This is a genomic window from Paenibacillus bovis (genome assembly GCF_001421015.2).
In the GTDB taxonomy this organism is placed as follows: Bacteria; Bacillota; Bacilli; order Paenibacillales; family Paenibacillaceae; genus Saccharibacillus; species Saccharibacillus bovis.
Genome location: NZ_CP013023.1, coordinates 2,399,612 through 2,416,258 on the forward strand (window position 1 = coordinate 2,399,612; position 16,647 = coordinate 2,416,258).

General features: G+C 46.3%; 14 protein-coding genes. 10 read left to right on the forward strand and 4 right to left on the reverse strand.

Features of this window, described 5'->3' with window-relative positions:
* Positions 1-122 precede the first annotated feature (122 nt).
* From AR543_RS10210 to AR543_RS10220, 3 genes are all read left to right on the forward strand, one after another.
* Positions 123-869 carry a DeoR/GlpR family DNA-binding transcription regulator gene (locus AR543_RS10210; RefSeq protein WP_060534086.1) on the forward strand — a complete coding sequence of 249 codons (747 nt, stop codon included), beginning with the start codon at positions 123-125 and terminating at the stop codon, positions 867-869.
* Between the two features lie 2 nt (positions 870-871).
* Positions 872-1,783, forward strand: a complete 912-nt coding sequence (gene pfkB, locus AR543_RS10215) for a 1-phosphofructokinase (protein ID WP_060534088.1) — start codon at positions 872-874, stop codon at positions 1,781-1,783.
* 74 nt (positions 1,784-1,857) lie between these two features.
* Positions 1,858-3,888 carry a PTS fructose transporter subunit IIABC gene (locus AR543_RS10220; RefSeq protein ID WP_060534089.1) on the forward strand — a complete coding sequence of 677 codons (2,031 nt, stop codon included), beginning with the start codon at positions 1,858-1,860 and terminating at the stop codon, positions 3,886-3,888.
* Between the two features lie 76 nt (positions 3,889-3,964).
* Here the strand turns inward: AR543_RS10220 and AR543_RS10225 are convergent, their stop codons facing one another.
* Entirely contained in the window at positions 3,965-4,855 is an 891-nt protein-coding gene (locus tag AR543_RS10225; protein ID WP_060534091.1) for a LysR family transcriptional regulator, read from the reverse strand.
* A gap of 221 nt (positions 4,856-5,076) precedes the next feature.
* Between AR543_RS10225 and AR543_RS10230 the strand changes: the two genes are divergently transcribed.
* Positions 5,077-5,796, forward strand: coding sequence for an O-methyltransferase (locus AR543_RS10230; RefSeq protein ID WP_060534094.1), 720 nt, complete (start codon positions 5,077-5,079; stop codon positions 5,794-5,796).
* Positions 5,797-5,991: 195 nt separating this feature from the next.
* Here the strand turns inward: AR543_RS10230 and AR543_RS10235 are convergent, their stop codons facing one another.
* A complete protein-coding gene (locus AR543_RS10235) occupies positions 5,992-6,576 on the reverse strand; it encodes a 50S ribosomal protein L25 (protein WP_060534096.1) in 585 nt (194 codons plus the stop codon).
* 789 nt (positions 6,577-7,365) lie between these two features.
* A complete protein-coding gene (locus tag AR543_RS10240; protein WP_060534098.1) occupies positions 7,366-8,340 on the reverse strand; it encodes a hypothetical protein in 975 nt (324 codons plus the stop codon).
* 509 nt (positions 8,341-8,849) lie between these two features.
* Here AR543_RS10240 and AR543_RS10245 point away from each other — a divergent pair.
* From AR543_RS10245 to AR543_RS10265, 5 genes are all read left to right on the forward strand, one after another.
* Positions 8,850-9,614, forward strand: coding sequence for a DeoR/GlpR family DNA-binding transcription regulator (locus AR543_RS10245; RefSeq protein WP_060534099.1), 765 nt, complete (start codon positions 8,850-8,852; stop codon positions 9,612-9,614).
* Between the two features lie 85 nt (positions 9,615-9,699).
* On the forward strand, positions 9,700-11,076 hold the full coding sequence (locus AR543_RS10250) for a PTS fructose transporter subunit IIC (RefSeq protein WP_060534102.1): 1,377 nt from the start codon (positions 9,700-9,702) through the stop codon (positions 11,074-11,076).
* 129 nt (positions 11,077-11,205) lie between these two features.
* Positions 11,206-11,664, forward strand: coding sequence for a PTS sugar transporter subunit IIA (locus AR543_RS10255; RefSeq protein WP_060534104.1), 459 nt, complete (start codon positions 11,206-11,208; stop codon positions 11,662-11,664).
* Positions 11,665-11,920: 256 nt separating this feature from the next.
* The gene (locus tag AR543_RS10260) at positions 11,921-12,847 is read left to right on the forward strand and encodes a prenyltransferase (protein WP_060534105.1); all 927 of its coding nucleotides are present in this window, start codon (positions 11,921-11,923) and stop codon (positions 12,845-12,847) included.
* A 369-nt stretch (positions 12,848-13,216) separates the two neighbouring features.
* On the forward strand, positions 13,217-14,308 hold the full coding sequence (locus AR543_RS10265; RefSeq protein ID WP_060534107.1) for a GntR family transcriptional regulator: 1,092 nt from the start codon (positions 13,217-13,219) through the stop codon (positions 14,306-14,308).
* A 176-nt stretch (positions 14,309-14,484) separates the two neighbouring features.
* Here the strand turns inward: AR543_RS10265 and AR543_RS10270 are convergent, their stop codons facing one another.
* The gene (locus AR543_RS10270; protein ID WP_060534109.1) at positions 14,485-15,099 is read right to left on the reverse strand and encodes a hypothetical protein; all 615 of its coding nucleotides are present in this window, start codon (positions 15,097-15,099) and stop codon (positions 14,485-14,487) included.
* Positions 15,100-15,786: 687 nt separating this feature from the next.
* Here AR543_RS10270 and AR543_RS10275 point away from each other — a divergent pair.
* Complete coding sequence (locus tag AR543_RS10275; protein WP_060534111.1) at positions 15,787-16,407, forward strand: 50S ribosomal protein L25; 621 nt, start codon at positions 15,787-15,789, stop codon at positions 16,405-16,407.
* The last annotated feature ends 240 nt before the right edge of the window (positions 16,408-16,647 follow it).

Here is a 16,647-nt window from a genome sequence, read left to right on the forward strand (position 1 = left end):
CCTCGTGTTCAAAATTGTGAACGAAAAACGTCGAAGTATGAAACTTTTTGAACTATTTTGAAGGAGAGTGATTGTTTTTTGTCAGGTTTATGGTAGTATTAAAAGCAGTTGGAGGAATGAATATGCTTACAGAGGAACGCTACAATCTGATTATAGAGCGCTTACAGGAACGTGGTATCGTCAAATTGCAGGAGCTTGTTGATGTACTTGGAGCTTCGGAATCAACGATACGACGCGATTTGATTGACCTGGAAGGACGCCAGCTGCTCAAGCGTATCCATGGGGGCGCCACACTGCTGAACCAAAAAACGCAGGAACCCGGCATGGAAGAAAAAACATTCACAAACGTTCACGAAAAGAGTATAATTGCCCGGTTGGCTGCTCGCGAGATTGAGGATGGCGAATGTGTCTATCTGGATGCAGGAACTACGACCCTGGCGATGATCCCTTATATTGAAGCCAAGGATGTGACAGTGGTAACTAACGGTCTGTCTCACGTCGAAGCGCTTGTCAGCAAGCGGATTCGCAGTTATCTGCTCGGCGGTATGATGAAGATTCATACCAAGGCAGTCATCGGCAGTATGGCTTTGCAAAATATAGATAACTTCCGGTTCGACAAATGTTTTCTGGGAGCGAACGGAGTAGACGCGGATATGGGCTACACAACGCCTGATCCGGAGGAAGCGATGATCAAGCGACGTGCTCATGAACTGGCCGCTCACACCTATGTGCTGGCCGACTCCAGCAAGATTGGCGAAGTTACATTTGCCAAGCTGCTGGATCTGGACGATGCCGTACTGATAACCGAATCGGTGCCGGAACATTCGCGTCCGACCATTATGAATAAAACTAAAATAATCGAGGGATGACTATGATATACACAGTGACACTTAACCCTTCTATCGATTACATCGTGGAAGTGGATGAACTCAAGCTCGGCGATTTGAACCGGATGAAGCGCGATCTGAAGCTTCCCGGCGGCAAAGGAATCAATGTATCCCGTATCCTGAACCAATTAGGTGCGGACAATACGGCAATCGGATTCCTGGGCGGATTCACCGGCCGTTATATTGAAGACAAGCTGCAGCAGGATTCTATCAAAACGGACTTCGTGACGATTGCCGATGATACACGGATCAATGTGAAGCTCAAGCACGGCGATGAAACCGAGATCAACGGTCTGGGTCCCGCTATTACAGCAGCAGAAGCTGATCAGCTGGTCAGCAAATTATCCAGTCTGACCAAAGGCGATGTACTCGTACTGTCCGGCAGCGTGCCGCCTTCACTTGGTAGCGATTTCTATGATCGACTGATCGAAGTGTGTCACCAGGCTGGCGCGGAATTTGTTATTGATACGACAGGCAAAGCGCTGCTGGAAGCTCTGCCACATGGTCCTTTGCTCGTAAAACCGAATCATCATGAGCTGGCCGAGCTGTTTGGCGTAACCATCAGCACACGCGAAGAGATCGTGACTTACGGACGCAAGCTGCTCGAAGCAGGCGCCAAAAACGTCCTGATTTCTATGGCAGGCGAGGGTGCTCTGTTTATCACAGCTGAGGAAGTCTACCATGCCAATGTTCCAAAAGGACAGGTGAAAAACTCGGTCGGTGCAGGAGATTCCATGATCGGCGGATTTGTTGGTACACTCGTGCTGAACGGTGATCCGCTGGAAGCTTTCCGTACGGGAGTAGCGTCGGGCAGTGCAACAGCATTCTCCGATGATCTGGCCGATCGTGCCAAGATTGATGAACTGCTGCCACAGGTAAGCATTAACAACGTCTAAAAGTATATCCAAATTAACATCTTCCGCCGCCTGTACAGCGGCAGAGGATGATTGACATTAAGGGAGTGCACACAATGAGAATTACAGACCTGATGATCAAAGAGGTCATGATCATGGACCTTCAGGCGGTAACGAAGGAAGCGGCAATTGACGAGCTGATCGCCAGCCTGACTTCCAGCGGTCGCATTAACGATCCGATCCTGTTCAAAGAAATGATCCTGAAACGTGAAGGCGAGTCCAGCACCGGTATCGGCGGCGGAATCGCAATGCCGCATGCAAAGACCAAAGCAGTAAACGAACCAACAGTTGTTTTTGCCAAAAGTCCACGAGGTGTTGATTACGAATCACTGGATGGCGAACCGGCTCATCTGTTCTTTATGATTGCAGCTCCGGAAGGTGCAGCGAATACCCATCTGCGTACACTCGCAGCATTGTCCAAGCTGCTCATTGATAGCGATTTCATAGCATTGTTGATGAACACCCAGACACCGGATGAAGTCGCTGCCCTGTTTGATCAAAAGCAGGCAGAAGCCGATGCCAAGGAAGAAGCGAAAAAGGCAGCCAAAGCAGCCAGGGAAGCAGAAGCAGCCAAGGCCAATGAACAGCAAAAAGAAAACACACGCGAACAGCAGGCTAATGAGATGCTGACAGGCAATGCAGCAAGCCAGCCGTTCGTCGTAGCGGTTACGGCATGTCCTACCGGTATTGCGCATACCTTTATGGCAGAAGATGCACTAATCAAAAAAGCCCAGGAAATGGGCGTGGAAATACGCGTCGAAACCAACGGTTCCGAAGGTGCACAAAATGTACTGACCGAAGACGAAATTCGCCGCGCGAGTGGTGTTATCGTGGCAGCCGACAAGAAGGTCGAGATGGACCGCTTTGACGGTAAACCGGTACTGCAAAGACCAGTAAGCGACGGTATTCGTAAAACCGAAGAACTGATTACCAAAGCGATGAAAGGAGATGCTCCAACATATCGTAGCTCGGGTGGCAAGTCGTCGGGTGAAGCAGGAGCATCCCAGGAGAAAACAAGTGTAGGCAGCAAAATCTACAAAGATCTGATGAATGGTATCTCCCACATGCTGCCGTTCGTTGTCGGTGGCGGTATTCTGCTGGCGATCTCGTTCCTGATCGAGCAGACAGCCGGTGAGAACAATCCTCTCTTCCAACTGCTGCAGACAATCGGTGGTGGAGAAGGTGCATTCTTCTTCCTGATTCCGATCCTGGCCGGTTTTATTGCAATGAGTATTGGTGATCGTCCGGCACTGATGCCTGGTATGGTTGGCGGTCTGATGGCTGTTCACTCCAACGCCGGTTTCCTTGGTGGTCTGGCAGCCGGTTTCCTGGCTGGTTATGTAGTTATTGGTCTGCGCAAGCTGCTGGCCGGTCTACCCAAAGCGATTGACGGATTAAAACCGATTCTTCTATATCCTGTACTCGGTCTGTTGATTACCGGTACAATTATGTTCTATCTATTCGATCCGATCTTCGGCGGGATTAACACATGGCTCGTAGATGTACTGAACAACCTGGGAACCGGTAATGCAATTATTCTCGGTCTGATCCTGGGCGGCATGATGTCGATCGATATGGGTGGTCCTTTCAATAAGGCAGCCTATGCGTTTGCGATCGGTGTATTTACTTCCAGTGGCAATACAAATGGTCTGATGATGGCTGCTGTTATGGCAGGTGGTATGGTACCTCCACTGGCAATCGCATTGTCGACTACTTTCTTCAAAAACAAATTTACTGAACAAGAACGCAAGTCCGGTGTAACCAACTATGTACTCGGTCTGTCCTTCATCACCGAAGGTGCGATTCCATTCGCAGCAGCTGATCCGCTGCGTGTACTGACTTCATGTATTATTGGTTCTGCTGTAGCAGGTGGTCTGACGCAGTTCTGGCACATCAATCTGCCAGCTCCACACGGCGGTATTTTTGTAGCTGCTCTCGCGAACAACGGAAGCGGCAGCAACCTCGTAGCTGCAATGCTATTCCTGCTGGCAGTTATTATCGGTGCTGTGATCTCTGCACTGGTGCTGGGTATCTGGAAAAAATCAGTACAGCAAAAAGTAGCTGAAACCAAAAAAACAGCTGCATAATAATCAAAAATGAAAATCTCCCGACACCTTTTATCCAACTGGATATCGGTGTACGGGAGATTTTTTTAATTCATTTTTAAAAAGGATGTTCCCGAACCAGTTCGATAAAATGGCGGGCTGCCGCAGAAAGCGGCTCCTGACTGCGTGTGCAGACAGCAATCGTATTATATAGTTGAACGTCATCTACATATACACGGCATAGTTCGCCGCGTTTGACTCTCTCCCGCACAATCACGGAAGAGACAAAATTGGCTCCATACCCGGCAATAACCGCTTCAATCGCTTCATGTAGTCCATTGAACTGCAGTGTAATACGTGGTGCTGGAAGATTATAGGTGCGGCACAGGGACAGCAGACGCTCACGTGTAGAGCTGCCCTGCTCCCGCATCACAAAAGACTGCTGCATCATCTCGGCCAGTGAAATATGCCGATCGGCAAACGGATGATCCGGTGCCACGACAAACCACAGCTCATCCCGAAAAAGCTCCTCCATATCAATCCATTCATTGACACGTTCCGGTACACCGCCGTAGATCGCCAGATCAACCTGCACATGGGTCAGCATATGCAGGGCATCGGCCGAGTTGGTCGTATGAATGGTCAATTCTACATCTTCATACTGCCGTTTGAAACGGGACAGCCAGCCCGGCAGCAGAAAGTGCGAGGGCAGATAAGTCGCTGCCAGAGTAATCTGTCCGGTGGTCCCCTGTTCGTACTGCTCGCAAAACTGCTCGATCTGCTGCTCCACTGCAAACAGCCGCGCCGCCATACTGGCAATATCTTTTCCGGCAGCTGTTAGAGTAATTCCGCGACCCATCGGCTGCAGCAGCTGAAGGCGGAGTTCTTTTTCCAGCTTTTTAATCTGAACGGTAATTGCAGGCTGACTAATATTGAGCTGCTCAGCAGCGCGGGTCACATTACCGGTAGCTGCGATAGTATGGAATAAACGAAGTGCATGCAGATTCATTGGAGATACTCCTTTCATTGGAAGACAATTATTGAGTACAACTACAGTCGGTGATCTATTAATCATAACCTATATGTATGAATAGTCGATAAAGATATATTATATTTATCATTTTACAAGCGTTATGCTGATAGTAGAGATCAGAAGCATGGCAGGAAAAATGATCGGAAGACTGTCCGGACTACTGATCTCGATCATAACAGTATAAGGGAGCGATTATTATGAGTATTGGATATTCGACAGATCATGAACAACAGTGGAGCGAAGTAGACCATTATGTAGAGCAGAAATTGATTCCCACCGATCCGGTGATGCAGGAGGTACTGGACAATAATCATCAGGCAGATTTGCCGCCATTTGATGTGTCTCCGGTTCAGGGTCAGTTTTTGCAGCTACTGATTCGCATGTCCGGCGCACGTCGTATACTGGAGATTGGCACACTGGGTGGGTACAGCACGATCTGGATGGCGCGTGCACTGCCGACAGACGGTAGAATTGTCACCCTGGAACTGGATCAGCATCATGCCGATACAGCGCGGGCCAATTTTGAGCTTGCCGGTGTTACCCCGCAGATCGAGCTGAGACAGGGAGATGCGCTGGAGCAGCTGGCCTGGCTGGAGGAGGAACAGGTAGAGCCGTTTGATTTTATTTTCATCGATGCGGACAAACCGAATAATCCCCATTATCTGAAATGGGCACTGCACTTTTCCCGGCGGGGTACAGTTATTTTTAGCGACAATGTGATTCGTGAAGGAGAAATTATCAACCGTCACAGCAGTGATCCGCGTATCAAAGGGGTACGGACATTTTATGATATGCTGGCAGACGAACCGCGTATTACCGCTACAGCTATACAGACGCTAGGCAGCAAGGGTTATGACGGATTTATGATTGGGATTGTTAATGAAGATGTGCAGACACCAGTAGCAGATCTTGAATAGAATATAAAATAAATCGTCTCGATTCTGTTATAGTGTATACCTTTCGATTCTGCCATAATGTATGCCTTATATGCTGCTGAACATACCGATGTACGACAAAAAAACAAGCACTTCCCGAATTCTCTTGTCAGACACGATAGAGAATAATGGGAGGTGCTTGTTTATGCAAAGCTGATTAGCAGATAGATAATCGCATTATGCCGTAGGCTCTTCGGTCGTTTCTTCAGTTGCCTGTACCTGTGGAGCTACACGAATCATAACGGCTGTAGGCTCAGATAGAACCTCCACGCCTTCATGAAGCTGCAGATCGGATACGAGCAAGCTATCACCAATCTCCATACCACTGATGTCCACTTCAAAGGCGCTAAGAAGTTTGTCGGGCATGCAACGCGTTTCGATTTCATACAATTCCGTTTGCAGACTTCCGCCGGCTTTGACGCCTGCTGGTTCGCCGACGAAATGAATAGTAACCATAGAATCCATGGCAGCATTCATATTCAACTGATGGAAGTCAATATGGATAATTTTATTAGTCAAAGCATCCCGCTGGATATTCTGAATGACAACTGGTTTGTTGCCAATCTCAGGAATACTGGCGTTCAGAATAGCATGTCCATTTTCCTTGATCGCAAGCAGCAGAGCTTTTTCGCCAACACTCACAGAACGACTGCCAAATTCTTTACCGTATACGATCGCCGGGATTTTTCCTTCTTTTCTCAGGTTTTTGTTCTGGGATTTCTGTTCATGTGTGCGTGTGCTTAGTTCGATTAGATTACTCAATAGGTTGCCTCCTGGCATATGTTGCAAAATGGTAGTCGGTTAATAAAATGCCCATAAAAAAAGACGGATTCAGAGATGTACATCATCGTTCCAATCCGCCGTATCTAATATATGAATAAATATGTTTGTACGTGTATGACTATTTTAAGCTTAACACAGGTTTCATTATTGTCAATTTTTATTACATAATAGGTTAATTTAAGCATCTTAATATGTTTATATAGCAAGGTGGAAATAGATTTTAAAGAAATAAATGTTACAGTCTAGAATAATATACGTTAATTTTGTTGCTATATCCCTGATATATCTTATATTAATTTCATGCTACTTATCTTTTAAAGGAAATAAAGTTTACTTTACTGCTCTTTTTATTTTGTATTAGTTATTAAATTAGCCTATAAGATGTAATACCATATACCATTCGGTCAGATAAAGAATTAATAATGAAAAGCACCATGATAAATTGAATGCAGGTTTGCTGGTTATAAGCCTTCTGAGAGAATACGGGTTAGCAATATTGTCGCATAATTATGATAAGCGAATTGAGCCAATTAAGAGACTTCAACCATCCGCGGGCAATACGGTATGCAGATGTTGGAGATGTTGAGGCTCACTGCATAGATATTGAAGATCCATTCACCGAGTATGAGGCTATGAATGTACAGGTAAGCGATAATTCATAGGCACTGCGCCAAAGCATGACTATTCCTGCAATCATCAAACAGCAGACCGTTTCCACCGGTATTCGGGGACACGGTCTGCTTTGATATGAATAAATGATGAAGCAGATTAAAGAGAATATTGCTTCAAAAATTGTACGATTTCAGTTGATTTTTTGCCGCTGGACTGTTCAATCAATTGCAGATATTTCTGTAAATAAGTCAGCACTTGGCTGTTTTGAATCTGGGTATTGGTTTTGCTGTCGAGGACTATTTGATAGGCTTTTTTTGCTTCGGGATCAATCGTGAGCGTACCATATTCGAACAGCGGAGTATTGTCTGTTCCATGAAATACATACATTTTCTCGCGGTCATACAATTCCTGCACAGGCGTTCTGCGGTTAGAGGAAGAATACGTATTTAGAAATGTCTCCATCGCCAGCGTCCGTTTCAGCAGTTCATCCCAGCCAATCACAATTCCGGCATCCTCGCTGGTCGGCTGTTCGGTTTCGGCAGCCATGATATTTATATAATCCCGAATGTCTGGTTGGATATAGTGATTAAATACCTGGAAGCTTTTGTAATCAACAACTGGATAATAGGTACCCTCGGTAGCCTCAAGCTTGTAGCCCATATGAGCAAGATCCTGAAGAACCATTTGATATTTCGGCTTTTTGACCTGACCAGAAGCAGTGAGCATGGTCATGCCCGGTTTGTAAATTTGGCCAATTGCCTGCTGAAGATTCGGCTTGATCATCTGATCCATGGCGGTTGTCCAATAGTTATTGTATGCGTTCTCCAATTGGAGAACAGCGAGTGTCGCCTGTGTGGGTGTGAACTCATCGATCCGGTTCACAAGTGTTGCCCGTGCCCATCCCAGAGTAGCCGGTTTTTGCAGACGTTGTATAAATAAATTATAGGATTTTTGCGCATGTTCGGCTTGCGAACTGCTTGCTGCTTCGGCATAGGATGCAGGCAGCAGGGAAGAAGGAGAAGTAATGATACTGGTGCCGAGCAAAGCGGAGGTTAACCCGATTATAGTCAAGGTGCGCGAAAATCGATGTTTATTCGAATAGGTAGCTGGTTGCTTTGAAGTACGTTTCATCAAAAGACCTCCTTGAACATGATAGCGTATACACTTATTTAGACGCTACTTACTCCTAAAAGTTCCAGCAGCTTTATTTCTGCACAGTCTATAAACAACTCAATTGAAGAAGTTGACGCAGATCAGCATCTCAATCTCAACTTTTTTATAAAAATTTTTGATGAAAATGAGCTCAATTCTATAAAAGTTATATAATCATGACCGTTTATGATTGAATGCTTCCGTTTGATGATTCAAACAGCTAAAAATAATCTTTTCGACAGCCGCAAATCCTATAAATATAAAGGCTTCTCCGGACGATATAGACTATACGAATAACAGTCTGAACACACGATTTGAAAAACAAAAATAATGTTATTGACAGGTAATGAGAGCGCTATTATAATCATAATCAATCAAGGATGATCACAAATAATCAAAAGTAGTCATCAAGTATTCATATCACGATCACCCTCGATACAACGGGTTATGATTATAGATGGAGCGAGCAGACAGGCGGTGATGTCCCGGTGCTTTTTGAAGAAGAACGAAAGCATAAAATAGTTGAATACTTGCGTCAAAATCATCGTGCATCCGTGCAGGAGCTGGGGGAAGCTTTTGAAGTATCCGATTCAACAGTCCGGCGCGATCTCAAGGAACTGGAAGATGCCAGACTGCTGAAAAGAACACATGGTGGAGCCGTTTCCTTGCAAAGTGTAAACTTTGAACCGAACATGATGGACAAGGAAGATTCCTATCGTGAAGAAAAAGAACGTATTGCTCGCAGAGCAGCCGAAATGGTGAACCAGGGAGACACCATTTTGCTGGATTCCGGTACAACTACGCTACCGCTGGCAAGAGAATTGCGGCACCGATCCGGGATTCGAGTAATTACCAATTCAGTCATCGTACTGGGGGAACTCAAAGACTGCCGCAATATCGAATTGTCGATTATCGGCGGGTTGCTGAGGCCGGATACACAGGCTTTTGTAGGACCCATGGCAGAACGTGCGCTGGATATGGTCAGGGTGGACAAAGCTTTTATGGCAACCAACGGTCTGAATCTTCGGGAAGGCATTACGACGCCGAATCTGATAGAAGCGGCCATCAAGCGTAAAATGATCCATATTGCCAAGCAGGTCATTCTGCTGGCTGATCACAGCAAACTGGGCGGTATCGCCTATGCCAAATTTGCAGATTTGACGGATATTGATTACTGCATTACCGATGAAGGCGCACCGGCACCTGTCGTGACTGAACTTCGCAAGCTGGGGATCAATATGATTGTTGTCTAAGTGATCGGGTAACAACTGCTTTGTAAGCGTTTAATTAATAAGTTCCACGTGTCCAGGATTGATATGAACAGAAGGGGATATGAACATGAAAAAATTACTGGCTGTTACCGCTTGTCCGACAGGTATTGCCCACACGTATATGGCCGCCGAATCACTGGCCAAAGCGGCTAGAGAACGGGATATCGAAATCAAAGTAGAAACTCGCGGTGCCGTAGGGGTAGAAAATGGACTGACTGCCCAGGAGATTGCCGAAGCTCATGCGATCATCGTGGCCGCAGACACCGATGTAGATGAAGAACGCTTCGCAGGCAAGCCAGTAGTACGTGTACCGGTCGCGCAGGGGATCAAGATTCCGGGCGAATTGATCACACGTGCACTGAATATGGAAGCTGCAAGTGGTAACGCGGCTCCTGCCCGTGCAGAAGAGGCGATTGGCGGCGGCAAGCAGCAGAACATGTTCTATAAGCACCTGATGAATGGCGTATCCAATATGCTGCCACTCGTTATCGCGGGTGGATTGATTATCGCATTTTCTTTCCTGTTCGCTTTTACCAAAGGCGGCGTGGACCAGGTAGAAGGTTCATTTGGAGCAGCATTGTCTACGATTGGCGGCGCTTCGATGGGACTTATGGTTGTTATCCTGTCCGGTTTTATTTCCTTCTCAATCGCCGGTAAGCCGGGTCTCGCTCCGGGTCTGGTCGGCGGGGTGCTTGCCAAAGACATGGGTGCAGGCTTTATCGGTGGTATTATCGCCGGTTTCATTGCCGGTTATGTAGCACACTGGCTGATCAAACACATCAAAATGCCCAAAAACTTTGAAGGTCTCAAACCGATTCTGATTGTTCCGGTATTGTCTGTTCTGATTATCGGCCTGCTGATGGTATATGTCATCGGTGAACCGATCCAGTGGATTCTGGCGCAACTGACAGCATGGCTGACTAACATGGGCGCAGGTAATGCTGTACTGTTGGGCGCAATTCTCGGAGCCATGATGGCGCTTGATATGGGTGGCCCTTTCAACAAAACAGCGTATACGTTTGCAGTAGGTCTGCTGGGTGCTTCGATCTTTACACCAATGGCAGCTGTAATGGCGGCAGGTATGACACCGCCGCTGGGAATCTGGCTGGCTACACTGATTGCCAGAAACCGCTTTACCAAAGAAGAGCGTGAAGCCGGCAAGGTTGCTTCTGTACTTGGTCTATCTTTTATTACCGAAGGTGCGATTCCATTTGGAGCGGCCGATCCGATCCGCATTATTCCTTCTTTTATGGTAGGTTCGGCAGTAGCAGGCGGTCTGTCCATGCTGTTCGGCTGCGGACTGCATGCACCGCATGGCGGCGTGTTCGTCCTGTTTATCCCCAATGCGATTGATAACCTGGGCTACTATGTACTGTCTATCGCTATTGGCACAATCGTAACTGCGCTGATGGTACTGCTGCTCAAACGCAAAGCAACAGCCTAAATTGTATAAAAGTGTAACACCGGCGGTCGGCCTAACAGCCGGCCGCTAACTATACACCGATTCATCTATTCGTATGATCGATCATGTCAGTCAAGCCGTATAACGGTTATCGCAAAGGAGTCTAACCCAATGAATATTCGTGAACTGTTAAGTCTGGATAGTATTTTTCTTCCTTCGAACGTGGCGACTCGTGAAGAAGCGATTCAGCAAATGGCTGAAGGGATGCATTCGGCCGGAGCCGTTACCGACACGGCTGTTTTTGTACAGGCTGTTACGGCACGCGAGCAGCAGAGTTCGACCGGTATCGGCTTTGGCGTAGCGATTCCTCACGGTAAATCGGCCGGAGTAAAGCGGGCTGCACTGGCATTCTCCCGTTTTGAACAGCCGCTTGAATGGGAATCGCTGGATGATCAGCCAGCAGCGATGGCTTTTATGATCGGTGTTCCGGAAGCCAATGCCGGCAATGAACATTTGCAGATTCTGGTTGCTCTATCACGCAAACTGATCCATGATGAATTTCGTGCAGAACTGCTGAACGCAGGCAGCAAGCAGGAAGTAATCGATATTTTGAGTCGTCATATCGGCTAAAATTATTGCTTTTCTTTCTTTTAAAAGGCAGCATCTAATGATGCTGTCTTTTGCTGTTTTTTTCTTGGAAGATTGTCTAGCGTTTATTCATTTAACAAGCTGTTTAATGATGCATGTAGCTGTATACCGATTCGTGTTATACATATCCAGGAAACAGCCCGTTTGCAAAGGATGACTACAGGATATGCAGCCACTGCGACAGTCTATTCTGTCAGGTAGTAGGCCAAGCATAATCAGAACAGAAAGGTGGAATATAATGAATAAATGGCAGGAATTTCGGCAGGCTTCAAGAATGCACTTTGTCCCGTTGATGGCGATCTGTATCGTACAGGGGACGCTCGCGGCCTGGGTCTGGAACGGAGAATTCAATATCTGGATTGCGCTGATTACAATGATCGGTGCCTGTGCAGCCCACATTTTTTCCATGATGATCAATGATTTGTGGGATTACCGCAGTGGAGCAGACAAAGCTGCTTTTGAATCGGATGAGGCGATTTCGACCGATTCAGGCTATCTTACTTCCGGCAAATGGAGTGAGCGCAATTATGAGATTGTCTCCTGGTGTGTACTGGGAGTTGCACTGATCTGTGCTGTCGTCCTTTATTTCCTCAGCGGATGGGGAGTATTGCTGCTGGGAGGTCTGGGCTGTTTTATGGCTCTGTTTTATGTAGTGCCGCCCGTGCGTTATGGATACGTCGGCAAAGGAATGAGCGAGATGGCGCATTTGCTGTCATTCGGTATTTTCCCGGTGATGGGTTCCTATTATGTGCAGACCGGTTATTTTGATCCTAGATTATGGATCTTGTCGCTGCCGATGGGCATTCTTACAACGCTGACCTTTTTTAATCACCACTTTTTACACTGGAAAACGGATAAGCAGGTGGGCAAGCGTACACTGGTCGTAAGATGGGGAGTAACCAAGTCTTTTTATTTCTCTATTGTGCTGCTGTCGCTCGCTTTGCTGAGTATCGTGATGTGTGTCGTTTTCGGCGTGATTCCGATCTATGGCATATTGGCACTGATCGTAGCATGGCCGTTGTGCCGGATGTACAGCGAGATGAAAGGGGAAAAGCGCAATCTGCAGAATCACCAGCGGTTATTGTGGCTGTCTCTGCGAACATCCCTGCAATTTGGCGGACTGCTGATTTTGCTGCAGCTGATCAGTCGTTGGCTCAATATCTGATGATCTGCTGTATTTGACTAGACTGCAGAGTAAGAATACGGACAAACGATTTATTAAATGAATTGAACACGAATGAGCGCATCTCTGCTTCAAGCAGGGTGCGCCTTTTTGTATGCAAGTGTATCAGGAAACAGCCTGCCTCATTAGCGGATCTAGCAGCAAAGTTAGGCATGGACATCCAATCAAAAGTTTCTTAAAATGTATGTACAACTATTTTTAAATGCAAGATATCCAAAAAGTCATACATACAAGTAGACGCTGTTTGGAAATGTAAGCGATATCTTGTCTGCTTGGTTCAGGGAACTCTCTATAAAAAATCATGTCTATGTTACACTGATAAAAATCCAAATTGATAAGTTCGGAGGAACCATGGCTGCAAAATACAGACAAGTAAGAGATGAAATATTATCCTGGATTCACTCTTCCCGATTGCTGCCCGGCAGCCGTCTGCCATCGGAGCACGAGATTGCTGATCAATTCAATGTCAGCAGGCAGACTGTGCGTCAAGCACTGGGAGAGCTGGTACGTGAAGGCTGGTTGAACCGGATGCAGGGCAAAGGAACTTTTGTAGCTGATCCAGCGGTTAAGCCCCAGGAAGATAACCGAATCGTAGGTGTGATTACGACATACATTTCCGATTATATTTTTCCGCAGATTGTGCAGGGGATTGAGACCAGACTGCGGTCGGAAGGGTATCGACTGCTGCTGGCAAGTACAGAGAACGATCCGGTCAAGGAACGGGAATGCCTGGAAATGATGCTCAACCATTGTCCGGCTGCATTGATTGTAGAGCCGACACGCAGTGGTGAGCGCAGTGCCAATCTTAATTATTTTCTGACGATGGAAAATCGCGAGATTCCTTATCTGATGATTAATGCCAGTTACGAGGAGATGGATTCTCCCTGTCTGCGTATGGATGATGAGCAGGGCGGATTTCTGGCAGCCGAGCATCTGATCGAGCTGGGTCATCGCAAAATTGCCGGCTTTTTCAAAACTGATGATATGCAGGGAGTGCGGCGGATGCGCGGATTTGTAGCTGCTCATCGCAAATATGGTATTCCGCTGCAGCCATCGCTGATTTTTACGTATACGACAGAGGACAAGCATATCGCACCGATGGAACAGACCCGTCAGCTCATTCGCCAGTCTGCTCCCAAACGGGCAACCGGCTGGGTACTGTATAACGATGAATTGGCGATTAATCTGCTGCAGATTATCCGAGAAGCCGGATTGTCGGTACCGGATGATCTGTCACTGGTTGGATTTGACGATTCCTTCTTGGCGACAGCAACCGAAGTCAAGCTTACTACATTAAGCCATCCCAAGCAGGCGCTTGGTACCGCTGCAGCTGATATGATCCTGCAAATGATGAACGGAAACAGCAGCTGGGAAGAAAAAATTCATACGCCTCAGCTGATTCAACGTGACTCTACCTCGTCGCCAGCTGTTATATCCGGCTGAATTGGATTTGCGATGAGATAGTCACTTTGAATGCCCCAAAATACTGGACAGTTGCTTCATTCTTAGTTAACTATTAAATGTCCAGACAAGTAAAGCCCCGTCTGCACCCAAAATGGTGTAAAGGACGGGGCTTTCTTTTTTATCCTAACAGCAGACTCTATAGACGTCTCTGCGTATTACTGTATTTCTGCAAATTCCGGTTCCGCTTCTTCTCCTAGGACGCAATCAGCAAACAAAACGGATTTGGGAATACGGAAAAACTGTTCCGTTTTCTCCTGAAAAGCAGGTGATGGCAGAGTAGCTTGATGCAGCCATTTGCGGAAGGTTCCGGGATGAACACCGATCCAGTGGCTCACGTCCGTAACGGACAAATCATGGACCATACATAAGCCGGTAAGAATATGATTACGCACTGGCGAGCGGGTAATAGTCCGTTTCATAAAACGGGAAGGGGCTTGCTGGCAAATCACCGGGCTGTTATTGATCACCTGTTGATTGAATAGGATATGATGTGGATATCCAAGTTCCCGGCACACTTTTTCAAGATTGGCTTTGCCCGGTAAACGGCCTTCGTAGACCCAGGCGCTAACACTGCGTGATGAGACCGATAACCGTTCCGCAAGCTCGGATAATTTAATATCCTTCACCATCAGTACAGCCAGTAAAACGCGATTGCGGACCTGGCAGCGTGTAGGTCTGCGGAATCTCTTGACGCGGACACCCTTGCCGAGGTATTTACGGTTGATCAGAGACCACGCCTCTATAAAATGTCGTTCTGGTTGATTAGGCATATTTCCTCCGATAAATAATTATTCATATTTGTGCAGGTGGTTTTATGGTCCTTTCAACATCCTACAACACCCGGACACTTGTTTCAAGCAGACTTTTACTAAAATAATTACTATTCTTAAAGGAAATTTAACACTTAATTTTGTCTTGGATACAAAATGACATAAACCTGAGTATTAATGTCCGACAATAAATTTTTATTGGCAGGGAAGGAGGAAAATGGATCTATTAATTGCCAGTGATTAGATTGTAAAAGGTTATTCTAATAAATATTAAATAATGATGTACAGTATTTTGAAGAATTCAAAAAAGTACGCCAGATAAGACCAGAAAATCACTAATCAAACACAGGCGTTGATTGGATTCGTACTACAAAGGGCAACAGTGGATAGGATATGTTTATTTATTCAGTTCCCGGCAAATTCATTCATCCCACGCCAAGCAAAAATGGGCAAAATCAGAGCGATAACATATCACATTCTACATCGTATATAACAACACGTTCTCCGTCCTATATAACATTATGTTTTATATGATTTTCTATGTAATGATAGCCAAAAAAATTCGGCAAGGTGTTGCAAATCTTGTCTATGCGGGTACATAAGAATAATGACCAGTAGCTCTATCGCTGGATCGATTGCACTATGTATGTAGCAAATATCGTTCATAATTTAGGGAGGTCAATACTTATGAGTACGAATACGAAAATTCAAGCCGAAAAACGTGAAGCAACAAAACATTCCGCCATCCGTGAGCTTCGTCAACAAGGACGCACACCTGGCGTAGTATATGGACCCGATCTGGGTAGCGTGCCAGTACATGTAGACAGCAAACAGCTGCAAGCACAAGCGCGCCGCGGCGGAGCGGACATCTTCTCGCTGACTCTGGAAGGCGGTAAAGATGTACAGGTACTGCTGAAAGATATTCAGCGTCAGGAAGGACGTATCCTGCACGTAGACTTTATGCAGGTATCTTCCAGCAAAGCGATCAGCATTAATGTACCACTGGATTTCCATGGTACAGCTGCCGGCACCAAAGCAGGCGGTGTATTCCAGCATCAGACAACAGAACTGGCATTATCCGGTCTGGCCAAAGATCTGCCAAGTCTTTTGACTGTAGACATCTCTAAACTGGAAATCGGTGATAGCATCACAGCAGGTGATGTTGAATTGCCATCTGGTGTTACACTGGATTCCAGTCCGGAAGAGATTATCGCTTCCGTAGCGGTACCGCGTGTAGCTGATGAAGATGTGGAAGCTTCCTCCGAGGAAGACGCACCAGCAACCGAAGGTAGCGAAAACGCCGAGTAATCGGTATTGACTACAGAACAATCTGTATTCGGATACGATTTACCGGAACTTTATATTTTTTCATCATAAACCAACCGAGGAACCTCTTTTTAGAGGTTCCTTTTGTTTTTTCGTAGCATTGATCTGGATATAAATCAATATGATTCTCCGGTTTTTCCGCTGGCTGTTCAGTATGGTTTGATCTGCAGAAGGATATAAAAGATTTCATATAATAAATCGCAGTAGAATGTGATACCATAA